This window comes from Arthrobacter sp. UYEF36, from assembly GCF_040547025.1.
Classification (GTDB): Bacteria; Actinomycetota; Actinomycetes; order Actinomycetales; family Micrococcaceae; genus Arthrobacter.
In genome coordinates this window covers 1-21,024 of record NZ_JBEPOX010000013.1, presented here as the reverse complement: position 1 = coordinate 21,024, position 21,024 = coordinate 1, and the positions used below count along the sequence as shown (strand labels likewise).

Genomic DNA, 21,024 nt, shown 5'->3' with positions numbered 1-21,024 from the left:
AATGATCAGCAAGGAAGCAGTAAAACGCGGCTACAACCGGGGCAACTACACCGTCGGTGCACCCACCCAGCCCCGGTTCGCCCGGAGCCTTGGAGCCGTCTCCGGCGAGCCGACCTTCTCCGCCAACCCCGTAACCGTCCCGGCGGAAACTATCAGACGGCTGGAGGCCCTGGCGGACCGAGTGGTCGTCGATCCCACCCTCGTTCGGGACGGCACCCGAGACTGGTGGGCCGGGACCATGATCGCCGAGACCGGAGGACGGCCAGTCACGCCCGGCGCGGTAATTGTGCATATCTCCAGCACGGAACAGGTGCAACAGGTAATGCGGGTCGCCCACGCGGCGAACATCCCGGTCACCGTCTCAGCCGGGCGCAGCAACGTCACGGGATCCGCTCTTCCCATCAGCGGGGGTATCGTGCTGGACGTTTGCGGCCTTGATAAGTTCACCTCATACGACGAGGAAAGCCAGCTCGTGGAAGTGGAAGCTGGCGTTTTTGGTGACATCTTCGAGGAGCGGATCCAGGCCGACTACGGTATGACACTTGGGCACTGGCCCTCCTCCTATGCCATCAGCACAGTGGGCGGCTGGGTGGCGTGCCGAGGCGCCGGTCAGCTCTCGACCCGCTACGGCAAGATCGAGGACATGGTCCATGGGCTTGACGTCGTTCTGGCCAACGGCGACCTCGTGACCGTCGGCAACGGCACCCGCGCCGCGGTCGGCCCCGACCTTCTCCAGCTCTTCATCGGTTCCGAGGGCACGCTCGGCGTCATTACGAAGGTCCGCTTCAAATTGCACCGACTACCGGACCACGGCCGCGCCATAGCCTACGGGTTCGCTACTTTTGCGGAAGGCCTCGAGGCCTGCCGGCAGATCATGCAGCAGGGCGCCACCCCCGCGGCCCTGCGCCTGTATGACGAGCTGGAAAGCGGCCTGCAGTTTGGCCTACCGAAAACCAACGTCCTGCTCGTCGCTGATGAGGGCCCGAAGGAGGTAGTGGAGGCAGGGCTAACCATCAGCGAAGGAGTATGCGCGGCAAGTGCAGTGAAGCTCGACGGCGATGCCATCTTCGAACGATGGCTGGACACGCGATACCTGACAGGCAAGAGCGCCGAGGGGTTCACGCCGAGCCCTGGTCTCGTGGCGGACACATTGGAAATGATCGGAGCCTGGAAAGAGTTGCCTGCCATCTATGACGAGGTGGTCGCGGCAATTAATGCCGTACCCGGTACCTTGGCTGGTTCCGCTCACCAGTCGCATGCTTACCTGGACGGCGCCTGCCTTTACTTCTCGTTGCGCGGAGATGTGGCTGTAGACGAGAGGGCGCGATGGTACCGGGCTGCCTGGGATGCGGCCAACGAGGTCATCCTCCGGCACGGAGCCACCCTCAGCCACCACCACGGCGTTGGACTCCTGCGTGCGCCGTACATGGCAGAGTCTCTGGGTAACGGATTTGATGTACTCCGCACAATCAAGACTGCGCTGGATCCCAAGAATCTGCTTAACCCGGGCAAGCTGGGACTGTAGTTCGCCACCACCGCAGCCCCGCCATCCACTGTCCCTTGACGACGACACGAGTTCTCTAAAATGATTGATTTTCCTCATGATCTGGACATGAAACTCACCAGAAATCCGGTGATCGCCTCCGTCTTCGGCGCGGGATCTGTGGCCGGGTTCCTAGATTCCGGCTGTCAGCTCTGCATCCTGGCCAACGTGTCCCTGCATGAGCTGGAGGGACTGCTTCAGCAGTTGGATCGAGCGGGAAAATTCACCTTCATCAACATGGATGCCTGCTCCGGGCTAGGCCAGGACCGGGGTGCGGTGGAATACCTGAAAAAAATAGGCACCCAGGGTGTTGTCAGCACCAAGACAGCCATGATCCAGCGTGCCAACAACCTGAACATGGTGACCATGCAAAAAGTCTTCGTGACGGATCGATCCAATCTTCCCCGTAGCGCAGCCGCGCTGGAACAGAGTAAGCCCCATCTGGTTCAGGTGATGCCCTGGCCCGTGATCGCCCACCTGACAGAGGGCGAGAAGCGCAGCCTCTCGCCCTTTGTCGCCGCCGGTTTCATTCGTACCGGGTCCGACGTGGCCACGGCGCTGAGAGCAGGCGCCAAAGGCATCTCCACCAGTGCCAATGAACTATGGGACCAAGCCGGCCATCAGCCAAGCTAACCAGTCCACTCAGAAAGAGGACCATGACTAAGAGATACCTACAGGTAATTGCCCACTACCGCGCTAAGCCAGAGGAAGTGGAAACAGTTTCAAAACTGCTCCACGAACTTTCCACGGCCAGCCGGACGGAGGCGGCCAACATTTCTTACGAGTACTTTCAGGGAGTCCAAGACAAGGCGCACTTCGTCATCCTCGAACGCTACCGTGACGCAGATGGCTTCGCCGCACATCGCGCTCAGGACCACTTCAAGACCATCGGCCTCGGGCAGATCGTCCCCAGGCTCGAAAGCCGGCAGATTGAGAGCTACGAGAGCTCCCTCGACGCTTGAACGGCTCCACAGTATTCCCCAGGACTCCGGAGGGGTTTCCACCCTGCGAATGTATCTGACGAACTTTTCGGTCTCACCGTGCACGGGACCGAGAATGCCGACAGAGACGCGTTTTCTCTAGTCAGCCATCTGCCCACTCCCCCACCGCGACACGTTCCCCCGCCGTGCATGTCGAGCGTTGTTCTCTACCCTTCTCTTGAGAAGTTCCAGGGAGAATAGTTGTGGAACACAGATCTTTGTCCTCGGTAGGCTCCCGATCCGGGAAAGCCAGTGCCCGTCGGCAGGTTCATGTACTGACTGACCGGTACAGCCTCGGCACTGGCAGGGACACAGATCTGATTCCTGGTCGACCGGCGCGGCCGACTGACGCCGTCGGTGGGTGGGGTGATCGCCGGGCTGATCCGCAAACGCTATCTGAAGAAGCATAAGCTTTCTCTGGCGGTGGTTGACCGCGACATCGTCCGCGCGTGTACTGAGGAGGTATTGCCTGCCCCCGCGCCTGCGTTGAAGGAGGCCACCCAAATCCGGGAACACCCGTAGTTCTTCACGGAGGAACCGGCACTTCCCGGCCAATACCGGCAGAGCCTAGGCTTGCCAAAGTTCTAGGCTCGTCCAGTCATCAGGCACTCCGATGGAATGCTTGGTCAAGTGCCCCGCTCGAGGGAACGAGCCGACGAGCTCGACTAGGCGTTCGGTCCAGCCACCGTTGGGTTCGATCACACGAAGCATGTATGCCATCACGGCCAAGGCGTTATACAGACCAAACACCTGCTTCGACGACTCTTCATCTCTTAGATGATCCAAGAGAGGAACTTGCCCCCTATTGGGCCGTTTCGGCGCAGTGACAAGCTTGCGGTTGAAGATCCTGGCGTGGTGGGCAGCCACGTTCCTCACATAGTTCAAGCTCGCGATCCAACTACTCATCACGCGCTTCGACGGTACCGCGTAGGCGGTGGCGATCTCCGTGGCAATCGAGTTCGTCAGTCCAACGTATAAGCGACTGAGGTGCCCCAGCTCCATGATCTCCGTGAGCGCCCAAATCGGCATCCGGTTGTCGTATTTGTCGCGAAAATGGGTCACAAATGCTTCGTCGGATCCGTTCTGTCGCTCTCGCATCCGGGCGATCCATTGCTCGTGTTTGCTCGGCGCCGGTCCTCCCGTGGCTGGATCCACTTGTGTATCCGTGAAAGACCCTACGAACGTGGCAGGTTCGAGATGGGAAAAGGCCGAACGCCCGCCCAACACATATCCGATCTGCATGCGGAGCGAAACTTCAATCCTCTCGATTCCATCAAGGATGAGCATCCGCAGTCGACGGTCGAAGTCGATGAGTTCCGCGGCGTCCCGCATGGAAGTGCCGACCCGATAGTGATTCAGGACCCGAACCCGTGCACGACCGTCATCGTCCACGTACGGCTCTGACTCACGGAATGGGTAGAGATAGCCGGTAAGCCGGTAGTAACCAACCGCGCAAAGCAGTTGAACACCGCTCCCGTCCTCGGGGACGCTGACACCGCGCAAGGCAAGCTTTTTGACCTGGTTCTCGACCGACAGCCATTGCTTTGTGTACTCAGCCACGCATCCCCCGGTTAAAAGAAAATCAGCCCGAGCCGTGAGGCGAGCGGGCTGATCATGATGAACAAACCGTACCACGAACTTCACAGCAGTCAGGGGATGTAGCAGCGCCGCACTGGCCTGACCACCCGGGAACCCGAACGCCGATAACAGCGCATACGTAACGACCTCCGGCAGAGGTCGAGATTCCGCGGACGCAGCATTTATTTCAGGGTAGCCGCTGGTTCACCCCCGGGCACTTTTGGGGTACCAGACGGAAGATTGGCTGCGCGTGCCTGCAGGAGCGTCGTCAGGTGTTCAACTTGTGCTGAGAGCCGGCGGAGTTCCTCTCGGATCGGCTCTTCTGCGGAGTCGATCTCCGCTGCGGTTTCTTCCGCGACCGACTGCACCATCCAGGACGCGACGGAAGCCGTGACGACACCCAGGACAGCGACGCCGCCGACCATGAGCCCGGCGGCAACACACCGGCCGAGCACCGTCACCGGGTAATGGTCCCCGTACCCCACCGTCGTTATGGTGGTCATGGCCCACCAAACGGCATCCCCAAAGGTGGTCAGGTTCGAACCGGGAGCACTTTTTTCGGCGTCGAGGACCGCTAGTGCACCTGCGTAGATCAACAACGCCGCCGAGCTCAGTACGAAGATCAGCACCCTGCCGCGCAGGGCATTTCCTCCGACGCGGTGAACAACCCGCAGGAGACTGACCAGGCGCAGCAACCGCAACGGCCGCAGCGCCGGTAGCGCGACAATTGCTAATTCGTGGAGATTTCGAACGAACCAGCGCCCACGATTAGGAGCCAGGAAAAGATTGATCACGTAATCCCCAGCGAACGCTAGCCACGTCGTCCAGATCAGGAATTCGACAACAGCGGCGTCGGTGTTGGAAATGACCTGAACGGAATAGGCGGCGAGGAACAGCACAGCCGCGATTACCAACGGCCACTCGGAGCACCTTCGCCATGTTTCTTGCGTCATGGCTGCAGTCTAAGGCAGGGCGCCGGCACCACGGGCGTTGCAATCTCGTGCTGACCTGCTGCACTGATCGAGGGATCTATTGCCTTCTTACACCGTGTGACTCCACACAGGCCTGGGATGGGCGGAGACAAAGTGGAAAATTCTGAACGCCTTGGCATTCCATTGGCCTTCGATAGCGGCGAATAGTCATCCGGCGGGATTACGAAGCCTTAAACTTTTCCTATGGCACAAAGAGTAGTAACCCTTCTAGAAGATGACTTCGACGGCTCCACGGCGAGTGAGACACTTTCGTTCGCCCTTGACGGCGTCGAATACGCAATCGATCTCAACGATGCTCACGCAAGCGAACTGCGTGAAACATTCAGCCGCTACACCAAAGCAGCCCGAAAGACCGGCGGGCGGGCCAGAACAACTCGCCCAGCTTCCTCCAACGCCCGCGAGGTCCGGCTTTGGGCGGCCGAACAAGGCTTGCCAGTCAATACCCGAGGCCGTATCCAAGCTGACATCATGGAAAAGTACCAAGCCGCACACTGAGGGGTAGACCCCCAGACTCGGAGTTCAGCCCTGCTGATAGCGCCCGGGCCAAGCACAGAATCCCATCTGAGCATCGACTTAGAGACGCTTCCGAGGCCAGAAGTTGTTCGACTTCTGGCCTCGGATTGTTTAATACCTGTGTGCGGCTAATGCAGCTGGGCAGGGCTGTCTGTCTGACTGTCCTGAGGTATTGGTAGAGCGTTTCGCGGCTGATGCCGAATTGTCGGGCCAGGCCGGCCTTCTACTCCCCCGCGCTGGCCCGCCAGCGCAGCTCGCCAGCCTTCTCGGGCGAGAGTGCTTGCTAGCGTCCGCCGTAGACCCCATGCGCTTTGGCCAGTGCGATCCCTTCCCGCTGGCCTTCACCGACCAGGGACCGCTCGAACTCGGCGAACGCCCCCATGACCGAGAGCATCAGGTTCGCCAGCGGGGAATCGTCCCCCACAAGAAGCACCTGTTCCTTGACGACATCGATCCGGACACGCTTTGTCGTCAGCCTCTTCACTAGGGAACGTAGGTCATCGAGGTTCCGGGCGAGCCGGCCCATGCTGTGCACCACCAGGGTGTCCCCGTCCCGGAAGCGCAGCAGCTCCTCGAGCTGGGGACGTCCGGTGTCCTTACCCGAGTCCTTGTCCGTGAAGATCCCGTCCAGTTGGATGCCTTAGCCTGACGGTCCGCCAGCGCTTCGATGCGGGGAAGGTCCGAAAGGTATCAGCTGGTCTCTGTCTAGAACAAAAAACTCCCAGCCTCTCCCCCAGGCATCGACTCGAGCTGACGTCCCTCCGCCGACAAACGCGGAAAATATCGCATCGTACTCAAGAACGGTCCCTAGTGGAACATCCAAGGGGAGGGCCGGTCCAAGGCCGGCGCTGGTCTCAACAGATAACCGCTGTTTTTCATGCCGTTTCATGCACATCTTCTTCGCCGGCCACTACCTAACACGCAGGCATGCATGCATCCCGCCTTTCATACTGGCATGCATGCATCCGTTCTTGCTTGCATTCTGGTCTTCTTGCTTGCATGCATGCAAGCAATTACAACTCGGTCCTCGCAGCGGGGGCCAAAGAACCCAGGGCGCGGCGCGGGTGACTGCCGGAGGTTGTGTGCTCACAAACCTATGAAACTGATAGATTTTCGCTCAGCTCCCTTGCATACCTTCTGTCTTGCATTCCTTCATGCATGAAAGACAGCTTGCATGCCATCTTGATCACAGTAGGGGAGCGGTCGGCGTGGCTCCTTGTAACGCACATATGTGTCCGGAAAGCTTGCAAGCATGCAAACAATCATGGTTTACAGCGAGTCTGGCGGTGCCACGAAGACGACAACCGCGGTGTCCCTGGCGGCTGTCACCGCCGCCTCAGGGCGCAAAGTTGTACTCGTCGACCTCGATCCCCGGGCCGCGGCTAGCAAGTGGATCGGTGTCGAACCAAAAGAGGATGGCCTCCACGTCGGCGCCATTCTAGGCGACACGGATCCGGAAGGGTGGGCCCAAGACCTCGCCGTAGAGTCCAGCTGGTTCCCGAACCTGCGTGTCGTTCCCTCCGCCCGCAGCGTCTCCAACCGTGAAGCAGACCGCGCCGATCATGCCGAGCTGCGCCTCCGCACCTCGCTCATCGGGATTGACGCCGACGTCGTCATCATCGACTGCCCGAACCGCCAGGGCGGCCCGCTGACCCTTTCCGCCCTGAACGCCGCCGACACGATCGTGTACGCAGCCGGCGCCACCGTCGACGGAGTTGACGGCGTGGCCGGGGCCCGCAAGAGCGTCGAACAGTTCCGGATGTCCCGTAAGCGCATCGGAGCCCCTGATAACTTGCACGAGGCCGGCATCGTCGTCGGAGCCGTCGCCTCCACCGTGATGTCCCGCATCGCGGTGGCCAGCATCGAAGAACTTCGCGAGACAGGAATGCTGTTGACCCCGCTGGTCCCGCACCGGACCATCGTCCAGGAGATGCGCATGACGCAGGAATGGTACGGGGAGTACCGCAAGGGCCAGCCCGTCGTGGATGCCTACAACGAGCTGATGAAGGAGATTATCCGATGATCGAAGACCTGAAGGACCGCCCGGCCGTTCTGCGCCGGACGCCGAGACCGGCCCCTGATGAGAAGGTCGACCCGGTCGACTATTCTCCGGCAGCCGTGGCGCCCGCACCGACGAAACCTGAGGAACCAGCACCGGCCCACGGGGGAGTGACGGCAGTTATCCCGGTTGCCGCACCCGTCCCGCCGGCACAGGCTCCTGCGCGCCAAGCAGCCAAGCCTGCGAAGGTGTCCAAGGCGGTCCCGAACCGAAAGACCGCTCGCCGCGAAGTGACATTTCCACTGAGCACTCGCCTATCCCAAGACGTCATTGACGTGCTGTACGCGGCAGCAGAAGACGAGGGCATATCGGTGCGTGAAGCGATCGAGCAGGCCATCAAATCTCGCTGGGGCCAGAACTAAGGGAATACTCGACCTGCCTTCGTACTTTCATGCATGCATGAAAGTACGAAGGCGCCTCTCGGGCGCTGAACCTACCCGACCCTGGTGAACGCCATATCTGTGAGGGCCCATTCATCCGGTGGGCCTTCAAATGCCTCCCATGGGTAGTCATCGCCGGGGGAGAGGAGCTCCGAGACGGTGTTGACGTTCTTGGACAGCCATTCCTTCCAGAGGATCCGTTCGATCCGATAGCGCTGCAGCTGCGCCGCGACGGCTTCCACCACTCCGAAGTGTTCGGCAAGTTCTTTCAAAGACGTCGTCGCCACCACGGACCAGGCCCGTGTGGTGTCGCGGGCGATCATGTTCCACGCGGCCATCACCTCGAGTGCTTCACTGACGGCTGTCCGGGAGAGCCTGGTCAGCGTCACGATCTCCGCCGTCGACAGGCCGGGGGAGTGCTCCAGCTCCTCGTAAACGAAGGCAGCCGGCAGGCCAAGTTCCCGGAACACCGGACGCAGGGCATGGATCTTCCCCTTCCGCCAGGTAAGATCCTCGGCCGCCGTCTTCATCTCCTCCGGAACGGTCAGCATGTAGAGGTCCCCCTTGGTGCCGCGCCCCTGCTCCACCAAGGTCACCAGGGGATCATTTTCGCCGCGCAAGGCTCTCAAATGCCCCCCGACGGTCGTGTGATCCAGCCCTGTTGCAACCGCAATCGAGCGGACACCGAATTCAACGAACCGGGACGCCGTCATGTGTGCAGCTTCCCCCAAGGACCTCAAGACCATCCTTCTCGCCAGCCCTGTCCTTGAATCTGCGTACACATGCTCTTTCAGCCTGACCGCATTTCGCCAGGTTCGAATGAACCGGTGCTCAGTATCGGGATTCGTCGAAATCAACTTTCCTTGTATAGCTGGGGGCTGTGTATTTGGCTGGCTTGTGGGGGATATACGGGCATTGTTCTTTCCGGCCCTGGATCCTGGGTCTTTGCTTAGGTACCTGACCGCATTCAGCCAGTCCCTGCGCAGGGCAGGGACGCGGTGCCGGGAGGCATAGCGGGCGTAGAAAGAGGCAAGGCCTGGCCAGGTTCCCTGCATCATCCTGCGTTCCACATCAGTCAGTTCCAGGCCGGCGGCCGCGGCACCGGTGATGATCGCCTGGCGGGCATCCGAGTCGGAAGCGTAGCGGTTCGAGTCATAGAGCCCCGTTTGTGCCATCAGCTGCATCACCCGGGACATCCTGCCGGCAGGGTGCTGAAGTTTCGGGGCCTCGGCGGACGCCGGCGTGAAGGTTTGCTCCAGGCGTAGCGTCCTGACGGCGCCGATCTCCCCTGTCAGGTCAGCGTTCATGGCGGTCCACACCGCTGCGCTGTTGGGCCGGCGGGCAATGTCGTAGGCCATCGACAGGCTCATGGCCAGTTCCTGGTAGCCACCCCTCTTGTGCGGGGAGCCGGGAGTGCGCATGCAGCCATGGAGGAGGTTCTGGTGCGGGGTCTTGTCTAGGGACCGGTACCGGGTGCCCAGCGCCTCGACAAGATCCCGCGCCTCAGAAAAGGTAACCCGCTGCGCGAGTGGGATGTAAACGTGGCGGCCGCCGTTGGGGGAGTAATCCTCAATCCACCGAGCCCCACAGTTGTGCAACCACGTCTGGAGTGCGCGCACGTCGGCCAACACCCAGTCGACGCCGGCGACGGAGGAGTCGAAGTCAAGGAAGATCGCTGCGCAGGTGCCGTCTTTGCCGAATATCCGGACGGCCGCAGGGGATGTAGGGAGCGCCTCAGTGAGGGCGCGTTCAAGCTTCTGGGGGTAGGTTTTGCCGGCGTCTCGAGAAATGCGAACTCGGGGCTGACCTGCGAGAAGAGGCGCCAAGGCACCCCATGCCTGAGCTGGGCTGTGCGTAGAGGATGGCCCGGGCGACACGCCAGCGCAGTATGTGGCTGGCAGCACGCGGGCGTGCTGTTGTACGATGATGATATTCCTGTCGAGGGAATGACTAAGGGCCGATCTTCCAGGATCGGTTTTGCAACACAAATGAAGGCCTGTGAAGGTCTTCCATCCGATCTACGATCTGTTCGCCGGCAAGCTTCCCGGATCGTGGATCTTCAGCTTCGAAGGCCCGCCTAGTGCGGGCCTTCTTCTGTTAAGAGGCTATGCGGATGGGCAGTTCCTCCTGGAGAGCGAAACGATCTAGCAATGCCAGGTCTTCGCGCAGGGAGCGGTCGACGGCAGAGGAAACGTAGTCGGTGACAGTCATGCCTTTGGCGGCAGCGATCATCTGAACGTCCTCCGCGGTCTTAGCCGGCGTGCGGAAGCCAATGTATTTGCGGAGGCCCTTGCTGGGACGTCCGCCTCCACGATTGATTACTGCGCTCATCGTCATGTCCTTTGAATCTCGCACAACCTGCGGTTGTGGCTGCTTCATCTGGTGCTACCTAGAGTCGACCGCTGTGGAGGTTTCTGTTTACAGCTATCGACTGAATCGAAATTAGCATTGCTTTCAGCGACATCCGGGGATGTGTTTACAGAAAACGACCCCGCGTGTCGCGCCGCACACATGTCAGGCTCTGCGGGACCGCCCTGAAACCCTATCTTTCCTTGGCGCGGCGCCATGATTCGCTTCTTCTGCTGCGTAGACGAAGCATGGATCGCCATCGGAGCTGCTGTATTCAGAAGCAGGTTGGGGGTGGAGCGAATATCACGGCTCGGACTGCCTTCCTTCCCTTAGCGATGACCAGCAGTTCCATGACCCCTTGATAGGGTTGGGGCCGTTCTGCCCGGGATATGCTGAACACCAAATCAACTCAGAGCATGTTTGAAACATGTTTCAACCTAGCCTATCCCCATTGAAGCCATTGAAGGGTCATTTCGCTGTGACGCAAGCTCTGCGTTCCCTGCCTGTAACTACGTCTGAACAGGCCTTCCGCGATGCATCCAGTGCATTCGCGGCGTTGAAACTACCAGGCGGCCTGACTCTGAGTCTGCTTCTAAGCGTCATCGAAGACATCCGCGGCAAACGGATCCGGATCCGTGCCACCGAGAAGCTGATAGGCACATCCATCTGCGGTCTATGGCTGCCGGGGGCGAAGATCGAGTGGGTGTTTCATCCCCCCACGCTCTGGGACCTGCAGCGTCAGCAGTTCATTCTTCACGAGCTGGCTCACATGGTCCTAGGCCACGACACAACTCCTGGTGCGGGCACCGTATTGAAAAGTGGCTTTCGTGGTCTGTCTCCGGAGATTGTGCGCCGCGCCCTCATGCGGACCGAGTTCCGGACCTTGGAAGAGGCCACTGCCGAGTACCTCGCCGATCTCATGGCAGAGGCGCTAAGGGCCGGGCCGGGCGAACCGGGCGCCTTCGAGGAGGTCTTCGGCTGATGGAAATCATCGCAGCGGCGTTGATGAGTAGTCTGACGCTGATCGTGATCGCGTCACGCGGCCAGGGCAAAGACACCAGCATTCTGTGGGCGTCGGTGCTGATTTCTGTGTCCATGGTGCTCAATGTCAACCCTGTATACCTGCTCACAGACGCGTGGATGGGCGGGAGGAACCGAGCCGACCTTGGCGCGAACCTTCTCCTGCTGACCGGTGTATATTTTCTCGCCAGGGCCATTCATCGGGCTGCGCAGCCAGCATCCAGCGGCATGAAATCCTCCTACGACCTACGGGCCAAGGCCGGACTTCTGGGCGCTGTGACATCGTCGATCATTTTGTTCTTCGTGATCGATGCTCCTGTTACGTCAACATCGTTCATGCGGGACTACGGAGGTCAGTGGGCGGCAGGCCTGTATTCGGCTGGCCAGTACATCTACATCGGCGCGGTCATGGCCAATGCAGGCTTGACCTGCTGGCGCTTTCGGAAAGCCTGGAGCACCGGAATCTACACCGCAGCGTTCGCGCTCGTCGGATTGGGATGCCTTTCGGCAGTCCTGTTCGTAGTCGATGTACTCCTACTCGATGCACTTCACGTGCTCGGTATGGTTGAGGCATTGTCCGCCCTGTCCGGCATCTATGCGGTGATGAATTCGGCTACATTTGTTTTTCTTTGCACGGGTATGGCCCTCCCTCCAGCGAGCCGTAAAGTCGCTGCAATCTTCGAAACAGCGCGAACCAGCTCCGTACTTGCGGGCCTGAAACCTGTCTGGGGACAGGCAGTAGTCGGCAACGCCGGGCTGACCCTGGACCTTGATGTTGTTCCGAAACGCCCGGATCGCCGGCGTAGTGAACTGCACCGCATGATCGTTGAGATCCAGGACTCATTGGCCAGGGACGCCCAAGCAAGTGACAGAATCGGCACCGCGGGCCTTGCAAAACTGGCCGCCGCCTCCGAACACCTCGAACGGCTCTCATGGCGTCCGCGGTGAAGGCTGTGGCCTGGTCCGGCTTACTTGGTGCCGCAGGGGCCCTGGGCTGCGCGGCATGGGCCGCCCGTCAGACGACGTCACCCATATACAGGCGCCGCTATGACATCGTCCCGTTGGCAATTTCCGACGACGCGATCGAGCTCCGAGCCACAAAGCGCACGCTGGCGCCGGGCCAGTTCGGGCTGCAGCTTTCTGTAGGCGGCCCTCCGGCCGTCATCGGTCCGGTCATCTCCAGCTGCCACGGCAAAGTCACACGTCGCCTCCTTCATCGGCCCGCGAACCTGTCTCTGAGGTCCAGAGGCAGGTGGAGTGGAATTGTTTCGGTCGATCCATCGTCCGCTGCAGCTGACGTGGTTGAGATATTTGTTGAGACAACTCTTGGCCCGGCCCCCGCGTGGATGATCGACCGGGGGACTCACCGCTGGGCCATTCATGTCCATGGCCAAGGTAGCGCCCGGGCACAGACGTTGCGTGGTGTTGAGACAGCATCGCGTATGAGGCTCAGCTCATTGGTCGTCTCATACAGGAATGACGGTGAGGGTCCTCGCTCTAGGGACGCCCGATCACATTTAGGGGAATCAGAGTGGCTCGATCTAGAAGCAGCTCTTCGGTTTGTTGCGGCGCGCGGAGGAACTGAATGCGTGATGTTCGGCTGGTCCCTCGGAGCAACCTTGGCTCTAAATACCGTGCAGCGGTCGTCATTGGCAGAAATGATCAAGGGTCTCGTTATGGTCGCGCCGGTATTAGTCTGGGAAGACGTAATGCGTGCAAACGCCCGCCATCAACGGTGCCCACAACTTCTTGGCTCACTCGTGGCCCGGCTCCTAGCGCTTAACGGATTCAGCAGACTTGCCGGCCTCGAGGGTCCACTGAAAGTGTGCGGTCCCGACTGGGACAGATTCCATGGTGCCCTGAGCGTCCCGGTCCTGATCCTCCACAATAGGAACGACTGGTCCGTTCCCTTTGAAACCTCCGCTCGCTTCGCGCAGGCACATAAAGACCGGGTAGAACTCGTAGAGTTCGACTGTGCCGGACACACACAAGAATGGAATTTTGACCCGGTAGGGTGGGATCTGGCTGTTCGCCGCTGGTACGAGAATTGGTTCCCTTTGGGCCGGGCCGAAGAGCAAGCTGCGGCAGACAGCGAATGAAATTGAATGGGGTTGAATCTATGGTTGGCGGAGGCAGTTCCCGCGATCGGCTAGAGCGGGCGGAGACCTTGGCTCGCAAGCTGAACCTCCTCCTGGATGTCGTGGTGGCCGAAGGCGGAGAACCCTATGAGTTCGCCGATATCCAGGCAGGCGTTCGCGAAAACGGCTACGAGCTTTCTCGAACTCGCTGGTGGCGAATTCGTTCCGGTGAGTCGCCCGAAGCCGTCCCCAAAGAAGCTCTGGTCGCGCTGGCCAAATTCTTCAAGGTGGAACCGGCTTACTTGACCGACGAATCCGGTGAACTCCCGGAGCGGATTGAGCGGGAGCTACAGCTCCTGAAGAAGATGCGCCGGAACAAGCTGAAGAACATTGCGGCCCGGACTCTTGGCGACATCGACATCAAGACCCTGGAGGCGATCAACGCGCTCTTGGACGATGTGGACTCCTACGAAAGCAACGACCCAGAACGCGGCTGAATCATGATTGAAACATGTTTCAGTCCTGCTATCGTGGACGTGTGCCCATCCCGATAAGCCGTCCCGCCCACCAACGTGAACCGTCGGACGATCGCCGCGTCCAGGGACAGCTGCGGTCACATGCCTTCGACATAGGCGGCGCAGTATCGGGTCAGTTCTCGGATCCTATCGGATTGAACCGTATAGATGACATCCTTGCCGTGGCGCATACCTGCCGGGGGATCAGTCTGCACCAAACCGGCATTGGAGAGAAAATCGAGGTGTCGATTCAGGCTGGGTCGACTGATATCCAGCACAGTCTGCAGTTGTCCAATAGTCGACGGGCCGAGCATCGACAGGCGGCGCAGGATATCTACCCGAGCGCGGTTGCCCATAAGACTTATTCCCAACTCAACTTCGGGTGGCAGTTTTGGCCGAATCAGGCGTGGCATGCATCCATCTTGCCTGACGCAATAGAGAATCAATGCCTCTCTTGCCGCCATACTCTATTAGTAAGCAATAGAGTATGTAATGATCCGATTCTGCGGCCCTCATGAAGCCGTCGAAGATGCTCAGCACCGGCGCCGCAGTCGCGGCACCCGTGATGTTGCTCGGCCTCGTCTTCTCCCTGCTCCTGCTGCTGGCCCCCGCGAAGCCGGCCGCGGCTGATTGCGGCCCTGCCGTTTCCGTCGTCATCGACGGCAGCACCACGGTCGAGGGTTACACCCAGGAGCAGCTGCAGAATGCCGCCGCGATCATGGGCGCCGGGAAGGCGCAGGACTTGTCTGTCAACGGGCAGATGATCAGCGTGATGGTGGCTCTGGGGGAGTCGGGGTTGCGGGTGCTGGATGCCGGCGACGGTGCCGGTCCGGACTCACGCGGGTTGTTCCAGCAGCGCGACAACGGCGCGTGGGGCTCTTACGCGGACCGCATGGACCCGACGACGAGCGTGACGAACTTCATCGAGGCCCTGCAGGGCGTTGCTGGTTGGGAGCTGTTGGAACCGACCATTGCCGGCAACAAGGTCCAGCGCAACGCCGACCCGTACCACTACCAGAAGTACTGGCCCGAAGCCGTCAAACTTGTCCAGGGGCTCTCGAACTCGAAGTTCTCCCTGCAAGGCAGCGGCTGCGCCATCCCGAGACAATCCGGCTCGGGGGATGACTACCCGTGGAAGAACTCCCCGACCTGGCTGCAGGTCGGCGCAAACTCGGCCAGCACCTCACCTCTCGGCATGTACTACCGCGAGTGCGTGGACTTCGCATTGTGGCGGGTGAACCAGCAGATGGGTTCAACCAGCGCACCGTTCAAGTTCCTCAACGGCTCATTCCGCCCGGACGGGCAGGGCCTCGGCTCCGCCCTGACCTGGAAGGCAGGCTGGGACGCCAAGGGCTGGGCTGCCGGCAACACACCCCGGGTCGGCGCGGTTGTCTGGTACGCGCCGGGAGCCGGGGGAGCGGACCCGAGCTTCGGCCACGTTGCCGTGGTCAAGGAAGTCAAGGACAACGGGACTTACGTCGAAGAGGGCTACAACGGCCTCCCGGCCCCGGCGGACCACAGCTACTACACCCGGACAGTGGCCAACACTGTCCCCTCGGCCTTCCTGTACCTGCCCACCCAAGAGGAGAAGAAGTGAAAAAGCCCCTGACCCTGCTCGCCGTGGCCCTGCTCTGCGTTTCCTGCGCACCGGTGGCGAACACGACGCCGGCACCGGCACCGGCGGAATCAACCAGCAAGCCCACAGCGTCCGCGCCGGTCTCACTGAGCGCCAACAGCGGGCCCCAGGCGCCCGGAGGCACCATCCCGGCCACGATCGGCATCACCTGGGATCAGGCCAGCAAAGACAAAGCCGTCGACGTCGCAGAGAAGGCATTGGCGGACTTCGCCCGCCCCACGGTGGAGGAAAAGGAGTGGGCCAACGACCTCGCCCGCTGGCTGACCCCACAGGCCACCGCCGACTACTCGGCAGTCGACCCGGCCAACATCCCGGCCAGCCGCGTCACCGGCCCCGCCACCCTGAGCGTCGATGAAGCCAACGGCTTCGGCGTCATGGCAGCGGTCCCCACCAACGCCGGGACCTACACGGTGCAGCTGCTCCGCACCGGCAAGGACGCCCCGTGGAAGGTCAACCGGCTCACGCCGCCCTCGTCCTAAACGCCGCACCCCTCCACCCCCACACACGTATGGAAGAAGCTCATGGGTACTACACCAACGCAAGTTCTGGCCTTTCCCAACATCCGGGCCATCGTCCGCGACAACGGCACCGCCGAGGTCGTCGTCGCGGGCAACTCGCGCATCGTTCCTGCCGGAAACTCCGTGCAGGAACTCCGCAACAACGCCCTGGCCCTCATCGTCGGCGAAGCGCAGACCCTCCAGCGCCCCGTCCGGGTCCGCATCGAGGACCCCGAAGGCCACGGCGAACTCATCGTCCACCCGGACAACAAGATCGAATCCGTCTCCTACGATCCCGCTCCGACACGCCGCCGGGCAGAAGCCCCGGAATTCACGCCCGAGACCGTAGCGCCGGCCGTCATTGATACCGTCCCCGCACCCGCACCGGAGCCCGCGGCCCCTCCTGCAGAGTCGGCGTCAGCTCCTGCCCCTGCATCGCCAGTGGACGCCCAGCCGTGGCCGACCGCCCCCGCGACGGCCACCCCGGAACCCCAGACAGCTGCCGTTGTTGAGGAAGCCGCGCCCACGCGGCGCAGCCTGAAGGAAACTTCATTCCTGGTCAGCGCCCCGGTGCTGGAACCTGCCACCCAGGGCTGGCGCGGAACACTCACCCGTCTGGGACTCCGGATGGACCCCTCCGAGGAAGAACTCACCGAACGCGAGGACATCTGCACAGTCAGCCAGCACTGGCCCGGCCCCCGGACCATCGCCGTGGTGAACCGCAAGGGCGGGGCGAACAAGACCCCCACCGTAGTCATGCTCTCGGCCATCCTCGCCCGCTACAGCGGCGCGGCCACGGTCGCGTGGGACAACAACGAGTCCCAGGGCACCCTCGGCTGGCGGACCGAAAAGGGCTCCCACGACCGCAGCGTCCTGGACCTGATCGACGCCTCCACCGAACTACTCTCCCCGTCAACGAACGCCGCCGAAATCGCCAAGTTCGTCCACCACCAGACCGCCGACAAATTCGACGTCCTCCGCTCGGATGAAAACGAAGAAGGCGACCACGAAGTCACCGCCGAGGAAGTCGACATCGCCCACCAGGTCCTCACCCGCTATTACCGGCTCGTGGTCATGGACTCCGGCAACACCGCGAGGGCCGCGAACTGGCGCCGGATGATCGACCACACCAACCAGCTCGTCGTCCCGGTCACCGCCATCGAGGACCGCGCCGAAGCTGCCCGCCTGACGCTGCAGACCCTCGAATCCCGGGGCGGCCACGACGCGGAACTGGCCCGCAACGCCGTCGTCATCGTCTCGGAGTCCACCGACGCCAAGCGCAGCATGAGCGGCGAGGCCCTGAAGCGGTCCAAGGACGAGGCCCAGCGCATCGCTGACGGCTTCGCACCCTTCGTCCGTGCTGTCGTCCGGATTCCTTACGATCCTGCCCTGGTCAACGGACCCATCCGCTACGAAGCCCTCCAGCCCGCCACCCAGCGGGCATGGCTCGCGGCCGCGGCCGCCGTCGCCGCCGGCTTCTAAACCACCCCCACCAGACTCTGAAAGGAGGAACCATGCAGCAGTCCCTGAACCCCTGGATCACCCGCCCGGCCACCGCCGACGGCGCGGACACCGCCGCTGCGAAAGCTCACGTTCCGGCGCCGGCCGTGATCAGTGAGCCGCTGAGGGGAATGGTTGAACCCGACGCCGCAGACCGCCTTGGCCGCCGCACCGTCGCAGGCTCCGCCGCCCTGTGGGTCACCGGCGCCCATGGAGGATCCGGGGAGAGCCGTATCGCTGATCTGATCGACGGGGCACGGGTCACCGGTCACTGCTGGCCTGTTCTCCAGGACGGCCGCAAGCCGCGGGTGCTGCTGGTCTGCCGCGCCGATATGCGGGGCCTGACAGCTGCACAAGGCGCCCTGACGCAGTGGGCATCAGGCGCGGCACCTGCGGTTGATCTGCTCGGTCTCGCCATTCTGGCGGACGCACCGGGGAAGACTCCCAAGGCACTTCGGGACTTCGCCGCCATCGTCGGCGGGGGCGCACCCCGCTTTTGGACCCTGCCCTGGGTCGAAGCCTGGCGACATGGAGACTTCGCCCCGCCGCCAACCCGCGAATATCAACGCTTCATCACTGACTTGGCCGTCCTGGCTAGCAACACCACACCCGGCACCACGCACTGAAAGGTCTCACCATGAACTCCATCTCCGCAATTGCAGCAAGCGTCATCCCCAACCCCACCCCGGTCGTCCCGGCACAGGCAGGTGGCCTGCTCACGATCCTGAGCTGGGCCTCCGGCATCGGCCTGGTCCTGGGCGTCCTGGGCGTCATCATCGTCGGCATCGGCATGGTCATCCAGCTCCAGCGCGGCGAGGGAGCCCAAGCCATCGGCAAGCTCGGCTGGGTCCTGATGGGCTGCATCATCATCACCGGCGCCGCCGGCATCGTCCGCGCCTTCGTCTAAACCACCAGCACCAACAAGAACGGGAGGTTCACCATGAGCCAGTCAACAGAGAGCACCACCGAAAGCAATCCGTTCACCAAACCCGGTTTCATCATTGCTGCCGCGCTGGTGGTCGCGCTGATTGCAGCAGCCGTCGTCATCTTCCTGCTCCCCAAAGGACGGGACACCGCCCAGCCGGCACCGGCACCGGCGAAATCCAGCAACTCGGCTACAGCCAGCCCCAGCGCTTCGGCGACAGCAGAAAAGAGTATCTGTGACCTGCCTTCCTCGTCGGAGTCATCGCTGGGAGCGGCACCCAAGACGAAGTGGGAACTCGTCGGAACAATGGCCGCACCAACTGACCCGAAAATAGGCCCCGGAAAAACGGACGATCCGGGCATCCGGTCGTGCTTCGCTCACACACCAACAGGGGCGCTGTACGCGGCCGTCAACCTATGGGCGTTAGGCATCGACCCCTCCAAAGAACGAGCTATCGCAGAGCAGCTTGCAGCCAAAGGACCCGGCCGTGACGCAGGGATGAAGACGCCCGCGACTGCGGCGCCTGCCTCGGCCGTGAAGATCCAAATAGCGGGATTCAACGTCTCATACACGGCAAATCAGGCCGTTGTGGAACTGGCATTCAAGGCGGACACCGGAGCGCTTGCTTCGGTGCGGACGACTCTCCTGTGGCAGGACGGGGATTGGAAGGGCGTCGTTGCCGACAATGGCGCACCTTTGGAGGAGCCTCGGCAAGTCCGTGACCTCTCGGGGTTCATCCCCTGGAGTGGAGCATGAGGCCTACCTGGAACCCGGCAGGGGACTGGCTTTCAGCGCTTGCTGATGACGCCATGGGAAATATGGCGAAGGCCATCATGGAGGGCATGAGCCAGATGGTGACGACACTGTCTACCTTCTGGGTGTCGATGCCCACGGTGAACCTGGCCAGCTCCGACGGCGCAACGCCGAGTCCCATCGTCTCCATGGTGAACAGCGAATTGATGGTCTGGACTCTGACGCTTGCTGTCCTCGCGGTCATTCTCGGTGGCATCAGGATGATCTGGGAACAACGCGGAGCACCACTGAAGGATCTGCTCCGGTCCCTCATCACGCTGGCTTTGGTCTCGGGGCTTGGTCTGGGGGTCATCTCCATCCTGGTAATCGCCGCGGATGCTTTCTCGGCAGCCATCATCGACCGATCCACGGACGGTAAGGGCTTTGCCGAGTCGATGAGCCTCCTGGTCGTGTCCGGCCAGACAGGGGTGGGCGTGTTCATCCTCATCGTTCTGGGATTGATCGGTCTGATTGCCTCCCTCGTCCAGATCGTCTTGATGGTGGTCCGCAGCGGCATGTTGGTGATCCTGGCGGGCATCCTGCCCACCACCGCGGCCTTCACCAACACCGAGATGGGGAGGCAGTGGTTCCAGAAAGCAGTTGGCTGGACTATCGCGTTCATCCTCTACAAACCTGCGGCGGCCATCGTTTACTCGGTCGCATTCCTCCTCATGGGTAACAACAGCGGGAAGGATTCATTGATCACTTCCATCACGGGCTTCACGTTGATGATCGTCGCGCTGTTCGCTTTGCCGGCGCTGATGCGTTTCGTCACCCCGATGGTCGGGGCCGTCGCCTCCGGCGGGGGAGCAGGGGCCGGAGCCGCCGTTGGGGCCATGGCCACAGGCGCCGTGTCCATGGGCCGCAGCGGCAGCGGCAAGGGCAATGCCGCCCCGACACCGGCCAGTACACAAAGCAACCAGTCAGGGACATCTCCGAAGGGCAGCAATGGAACGCCTGGCCCGAAGGGAAACGGCGGCCAGCCGACGCCCGGGGCCACCGGTCCGGGCGGGGCCGCCAGCGCCATGGCCGGCGCAGCAGGCACTACCGGAGCCGGGGCAGGAGCTGCTGCCGGTGGCGGTGCCGCGTCGGGAGCGGCGTCAGCTGCGGGTCCGGCCGGTATGGCCGTCGCCGTAGGAGCACAAGCAGCGTCCAGGGTTTCTCAGGCCGCACAACAGACCGCGCAGGATTCAATTGGGGAGGGCCCCAGTGGCAGCAATTAATACCGAATACAAGGAACCGTCCTACGGCAACTGGCGCGTCCCGCGCTCTGCCGGGCTGGGCAACCTCGGAGCTATCGGCACCGGCATTGTCATGGCCGGGTTGTTGCTGGGCATCATCAGCTTTGCCATCGCAGGGCTGTTCCCGGGCCTTACAGTCCTGGCCGTGGCCGGGGCGGCCGCCCTGTTGCTGACGGTCAAGGACAAGCACGGCCAGTCCGTTGTTGACCGGTTCGGAACCCGGATGAGCTTCCGGCTCTCCAGGTCCTCCGGAACGAATCTCTACCGTTCCGGCCCCCTCGGTGTGACGGTCTGGGGCATGTACCAGCTGCCCGGCCTCGCCGCGAAGTCGACCCTGTACGAATTCACCGACTCCTACAAGCGCCCGTTCGCCCTCCTGCATGTACCCACCACCAGCCACTACACCGTGATTTTCTCCACCGAACC

General features: G+C 62.0%; 24 protein-coding genes. 18 read left to right on the top strand and 6 right to left on the bottom strand.

Features of this window, described 5'->3' with window-relative positions; translation table 11 throughout:
* Window position 1 precedes the first annotated feature (1 nt).
* From ABIB29_RS17240 to ABIB29_RS17230, 3 genes are all read left to right on the top strand, one after another.
* Window positions 2–1,525 (top strand): FAD-binding oxidoreductase, encoded by a 1,524-nt coding sequence (locus ABIB29_RS17240; RefSeq protein WP_354174029.1) that lies wholly within the window; start codon window positions 2–4, stop codon window positions 1,523–1,525.
* Between the two features lie 87 nt (window positions 1,526–1,612).
* Window positions 1,613–2,176 (top strand): glycerol-3-phosphate responsive antiterminator, encoded by a 564-nt coding sequence (locus ABIB29_RS17235; protein ID WP_354174028.1) that lies wholly within the window; start codon window positions 1,613–1,615, stop codon window positions 2,174–2,176.
* A 23-nt stretch (window positions 2,177–2,199) separates the two neighbouring features.
* Complete coding sequence (locus ABIB29_RS17230; RefSeq protein WP_354174027.1) at window positions 2,200–2,505, top strand: putative quinol monooxygenase; 306 nt, start codon at window positions 2,200–2,202, stop codon at window positions 2,503–2,505.
* A 585-nt stretch (window positions 2,506–3,090) separates the two neighbouring features.
* Here the strand turns inward: ABIB29_RS17230 and ABIB29_RS17225 are convergent.
* Window positions 3,091–4,083 (bottom strand): Abi family protein, encoded by a 993-nt coding sequence (locus tag ABIB29_RS17225; RefSeq protein ID WP_354174026.1) that lies wholly within the window; start codon window positions 4,081–4,083, stop codon window positions 3,091–3,093.
* Window positions 4,084–4,283: 200 nt separating this feature from the next.
* A complete protein-coding gene (locus ABIB29_RS17220; protein WP_354174025.1) occupies window positions 4,284–5,054 on the bottom strand; it encodes a potassium channel family protein in 771 nt (256 codons plus the stop codon).
* A 222-nt stretch (window positions 5,055–5,276) separates the two neighbouring features.
* Here ABIB29_RS17220 and ABIB29_RS17215 point away from each other — a divergent pair, with 222 nt between their 5' ends.
* Entirely contained in the window at window positions 5,277–5,588 is a 312-nt protein-coding gene (locus ABIB29_RS17215) for a histone-like nucleoid-structuring protein Lsr2 (RefSeq protein ID WP_354174024.1), read from the top strand.
* A gap of 301 nt (window positions 5,589–5,889) precedes the next feature.
* Here the strand turns inward: ABIB29_RS17215 and ABIB29_RS17210 are convergent, their stop codons facing one another.
* Complete coding sequence (locus ABIB29_RS17210; RefSeq protein ID WP_502915646.1) at window positions 5,890–6,228, bottom strand: recombinase family protein; 339 nt, start codon at window positions 6,226–6,228, stop codon at window positions 5,890–5,892.
* 630 nt (window positions 6,229–6,858) lie between these two features.
* On the opposite strand from ABIB29_RS17210, the gene ABIB29_RS17205 reads away from it, so the two are divergent.
* Window positions 6,859–7,629 (top strand): ParA family protein, encoded by a 771-nt coding sequence (locus ABIB29_RS17205; RefSeq protein ID WP_354174023.1) that lies wholly within the window; start codon window positions 6,859–6,861, stop codon window positions 7,627–7,629.
* Complete coding sequence (locus ABIB29_RS17200; protein WP_354174022.1) at window positions 7,626–8,027, top strand: hypothetical protein; 402 nt, start codon at window positions 7,626–7,628, stop codon at window positions 8,025–8,027. The genes ABIB29_RS17205 and ABIB29_RS17200 overlap by 4 nt, the downstream gene beginning before the upstream one ends.
* A gap of 71 nt (window positions 8,028–8,098) precedes the next feature.
* Here ABIB29_RS17200 and ABIB29_RS17195 read toward each other — a convergent pair whose 3' ends face one another.
* A complete protein-coding gene (locus ABIB29_RS17195) occupies window positions 8,099–9,949 on the bottom strand; it encodes a MarR family transcriptional regulator (RefSeq protein ID WP_502915645.1) in 1,851 nt (616 codons plus the stop codon).
* 193 nt (window positions 9,950–10,142) lie between these two features.
* Entirely contained in the window at window positions 10,143–10,376 is a 234-nt protein-coding gene (locus ABIB29_RS17190; RefSeq protein ID WP_354174021.1) for a hypothetical protein, read from the bottom strand.
* Between the two features lie 469 nt (window positions 10,377–10,845).
* Between ABIB29_RS17190 and ABIB29_RS17185 the strand changes: the two genes are divergently transcribed.
* The 4 genes from ABIB29_RS17185 (at window position 10,846) to ABIB29_RS17175 (ending at window position 13,989) form a co-directional block, all read left to right on the top strand.
* Complete coding sequence (locus ABIB29_RS17185) at window positions 10,846–11,376, top strand: hypothetical protein (protein WP_354174020.1); 531 nt, start codon at window positions 10,846–10,848, stop codon at window positions 11,374–11,376.
* Window positions 11,376–12,362 carry a hypothetical protein gene (locus ABIB29_RS17180; protein WP_354174019.1) on the top strand — a complete coding sequence of 329 codons (987 nt, stop codon included), beginning with the start codon at window positions 11,376–11,378 and terminating at the stop codon, window positions 12,360–12,362. The genes ABIB29_RS17185 and ABIB29_RS17180 overlap by 1 nt, the downstream gene beginning before the upstream one ends.
* The gene (locus tag ABIB29_RS19990; protein WP_502915642.1) at window positions 12,347–13,513 is read left to right on the top strand and encodes an alpha/beta hydrolase family protein; all 1,167 of its coding nucleotides are present in this window, start codon (window positions 12,347–12,349) and stop codon (window positions 13,511–13,513) included. The genes ABIB29_RS17180 and ABIB29_RS19990 overlap by 16 nt, the downstream gene beginning before the upstream one ends.
* Window positions 13,514–13,581: 68 nt before the next feature.
* Window positions 13,582–13,989, top strand: a complete 408-nt coding sequence (locus ABIB29_RS17175) for a hypothetical protein (protein ID WP_253033743.1) — start codon at window positions 13,582–13,584, stop codon at window positions 13,987–13,989.
* Between the two features lie 116 nt (window positions 13,990–14,105).
* On the opposite strand, the gene ABIB29_RS17170 is transcribed toward ABIB29_RS17175, so the two are convergent.
* Window positions 14,106–14,420, bottom strand: a complete 315-nt coding sequence (locus tag ABIB29_RS17170; protein ID WP_354174018.1) for an ArsR/SmtB family transcription factor — start codon at window positions 14,418–14,420, stop codon at window positions 14,106–14,108.
* A 101-nt stretch (window positions 14,421–14,521) separates the two neighbouring features.
* Here ABIB29_RS17170 and ABIB29_RS17165 point away from each other — a divergent pair, with 101 nt between their 5' ends.
* The 8 genes from ABIB29_RS17165 to ABIB29_RS17130 all read left to right on the top strand — a co-directional run.
* Window positions 14,522–15,604: a CHAP domain-containing protein gene (locus ABIB29_RS17165; RefSeq protein WP_354174017.1), complete on the top strand. Its 1,083-nt coding sequence runs from the start codon at window positions 14,522–14,524 to the stop codon at window positions 15,602–15,604.
* On the top strand, window positions 15,601–16,122 hold the full coding sequence (locus ABIB29_RS17160; protein ID WP_354174016.1) for a hypothetical protein: 522 nt from the start codon (window positions 15,601–15,603) through the stop codon (window positions 16,120–16,122). Before ABIB29_RS17165 ends, ABIB29_RS17160 begins: the two co-directional genes overlap by 4 nt.
* Before the next feature lie 42 nt (window positions 16,123–16,164).
* Window positions 16,165–17,622, top strand: coding sequence for a chromosome partitioning protein ParA (locus ABIB29_RS17155; protein ID WP_354174015.1), 1,458 nt, complete (start codon window positions 16,165–16,167; stop codon window positions 17,620–17,622).
* Window positions 17,623–17,654: 32 nt separating this feature from the next.
* Entirely contained in the window at window positions 17,655–18,266 is a 612-nt protein-coding gene (locus ABIB29_RS17150) for a DUF6668 family protein (RefSeq protein WP_354174014.1), read from the top strand.
* Window positions 18,267–18,277: 11 nt separating this feature from the next.
* Window positions 18,278–18,547 (top strand): hypothetical protein, encoded by a 270-nt coding sequence (locus ABIB29_RS17145; RefSeq protein ID WP_354174013.1) that lies wholly within the window; start codon window positions 18,278–18,280, stop codon window positions 18,545–18,547.
* Window positions 18,548–18,580: 33 nt separating this feature from the next.
* A complete protein-coding gene (locus tag ABIB29_RS17140; RefSeq protein WP_354174012.1) occupies window positions 18,581–19,321 on the top strand; it encodes a DUF8175 domain-containg protein in 741 nt (246 codons plus the stop codon).
* Window positions 19,318–20,580 carry a TrbL/VirB6 family protein gene (locus ABIB29_RS17135; protein ID WP_354174011.1) on the top strand — a complete coding sequence of 421 codons (1,263 nt, stop codon included), beginning with the start codon at window positions 19,318–19,320 and terminating at the stop codon, window positions 20,578–20,580. The genes ABIB29_RS17140 and ABIB29_RS17135 overlap by 4 nt, the downstream gene beginning before the upstream one ends.
* Window positions 20,567–21,024: SCO6880 family protein (locus tag ABIB29_RS17130; protein ID WP_354174010.1), on the top strand; the 458-nt coding region annotated here is incomplete at its 3' end. The genes ABIB29_RS17135 and ABIB29_RS17130, both read left to right, overlap by 14 nt.

Coding starts and splice junctions, on each gene's coding strand:
- ABIB29_RS17240 (WP_354174029.1), top strand. CDS start 2: ATGATCAGCAAGGAAGCAGTAAAACGCGGCTACAACCGGGGCAACTAC.
- ABIB29_RS17235 (WP_354174028.1), top strand. CDS start 1,613: ATGAAACTCACCAGAAATCCGGTGATCGCCTCCGTCTTCGGCGCGGGA.
- ABIB29_RS17230 (WP_354174027.1), top strand. CDS start 2,200: ATGACTAAGAGATACCTACAGGTAATTGCCCACTACCGCGCTAAGCCA.
- ABIB29_RS17220 (WP_354174025.1), bottom strand. CDS start 5,054: ATGACGCAAGAAACATGGCGAAGGTGCTCCGAGTGGCCGTTGGTAATC.
- ABIB29_RS17215 (WP_354174024.1), top strand. CDS start 5,277: ATGGCACAAAGAGTAGTAACCCTTCTAGAAGATGACTTCGACGGCTCC.
- ABIB29_RS17205 (WP_354174023.1), top strand. CDS start 6,859: ATGCAAACAATCATGGTTTACAGCGAGTCTGGCGGTGCCACGAAGACG.
- ABIB29_RS17200 (WP_354174022.1), top strand. CDS start 7,626: ATGATCGAAGACCTGAAGGACCGCCCGGCCGTTCTGCGCCGGACGCCG.
- ABIB29_RS17190 (WP_354174021.1), bottom strand. CDS start 10,376: ATGAGCGCAGTAATCAATCGTGGAGGCGGACGTCCCAGCAAGGGCCTC.
- ABIB29_RS17180 (WP_354174019.1), top strand. CDS start 11,376: ATGGAAATCATCGCAGCGGCGTTGATGAGTAGTCTGACGCTGATCGTG.
- ABIB29_RS19990 (WP_502915642.1), top strand. CDS start 12,347: ATGGCGTCCGCGGTGAAGGCTGTGGCCTGGTCCGGCTTACTTGGTGCC.
- ABIB29_RS17170 (WP_354174018.1), bottom strand. CDS start 14,420: ATGCCACGCCTGATTCGGCCAAAACTGCCACCCGAAGTTGAGTTGGGA.
- ABIB29_RS17165 (WP_354174017.1), top strand. CDS start 14,522: ATGAAGCCGTCGAAGATGCTCAGCACCGGCGCCGCAGTCGCGGCACCC.
- ABIB29_RS17155 (WP_354174015.1), top strand. CDS start 16,165: ATGGGTACTACACCAACGCAAGTTCTGGCCTTTCCCAACATCCGGGCC.
- ABIB29_RS17150 (WP_354174014.1), top strand. CDS start 17,655: ATGCAGCAGTCCCTGAACCCCTGGATCACCCGCCCGGCCACCGCCGAC.
- ABIB29_RS17145 (WP_354174013.1), top strand. CDS start 18,278: ATGAACTCCATCTCCGCAATTGCAGCAAGCGTCATCCCCAACCCCACC.
- ABIB29_RS17140 (WP_354174012.1), top strand. CDS start 18,581: ATGAGCCAGTCAACAGAGAGCACCACCGAAAGCAATCCGTTCACCAAA.
- ABIB29_RS17135 (WP_354174011.1), top strand. CDS start 19,318: ATGAGGCCTACCTGGAACCCGGCAGGGGACTGGCTTTCAGCGCTTGCT.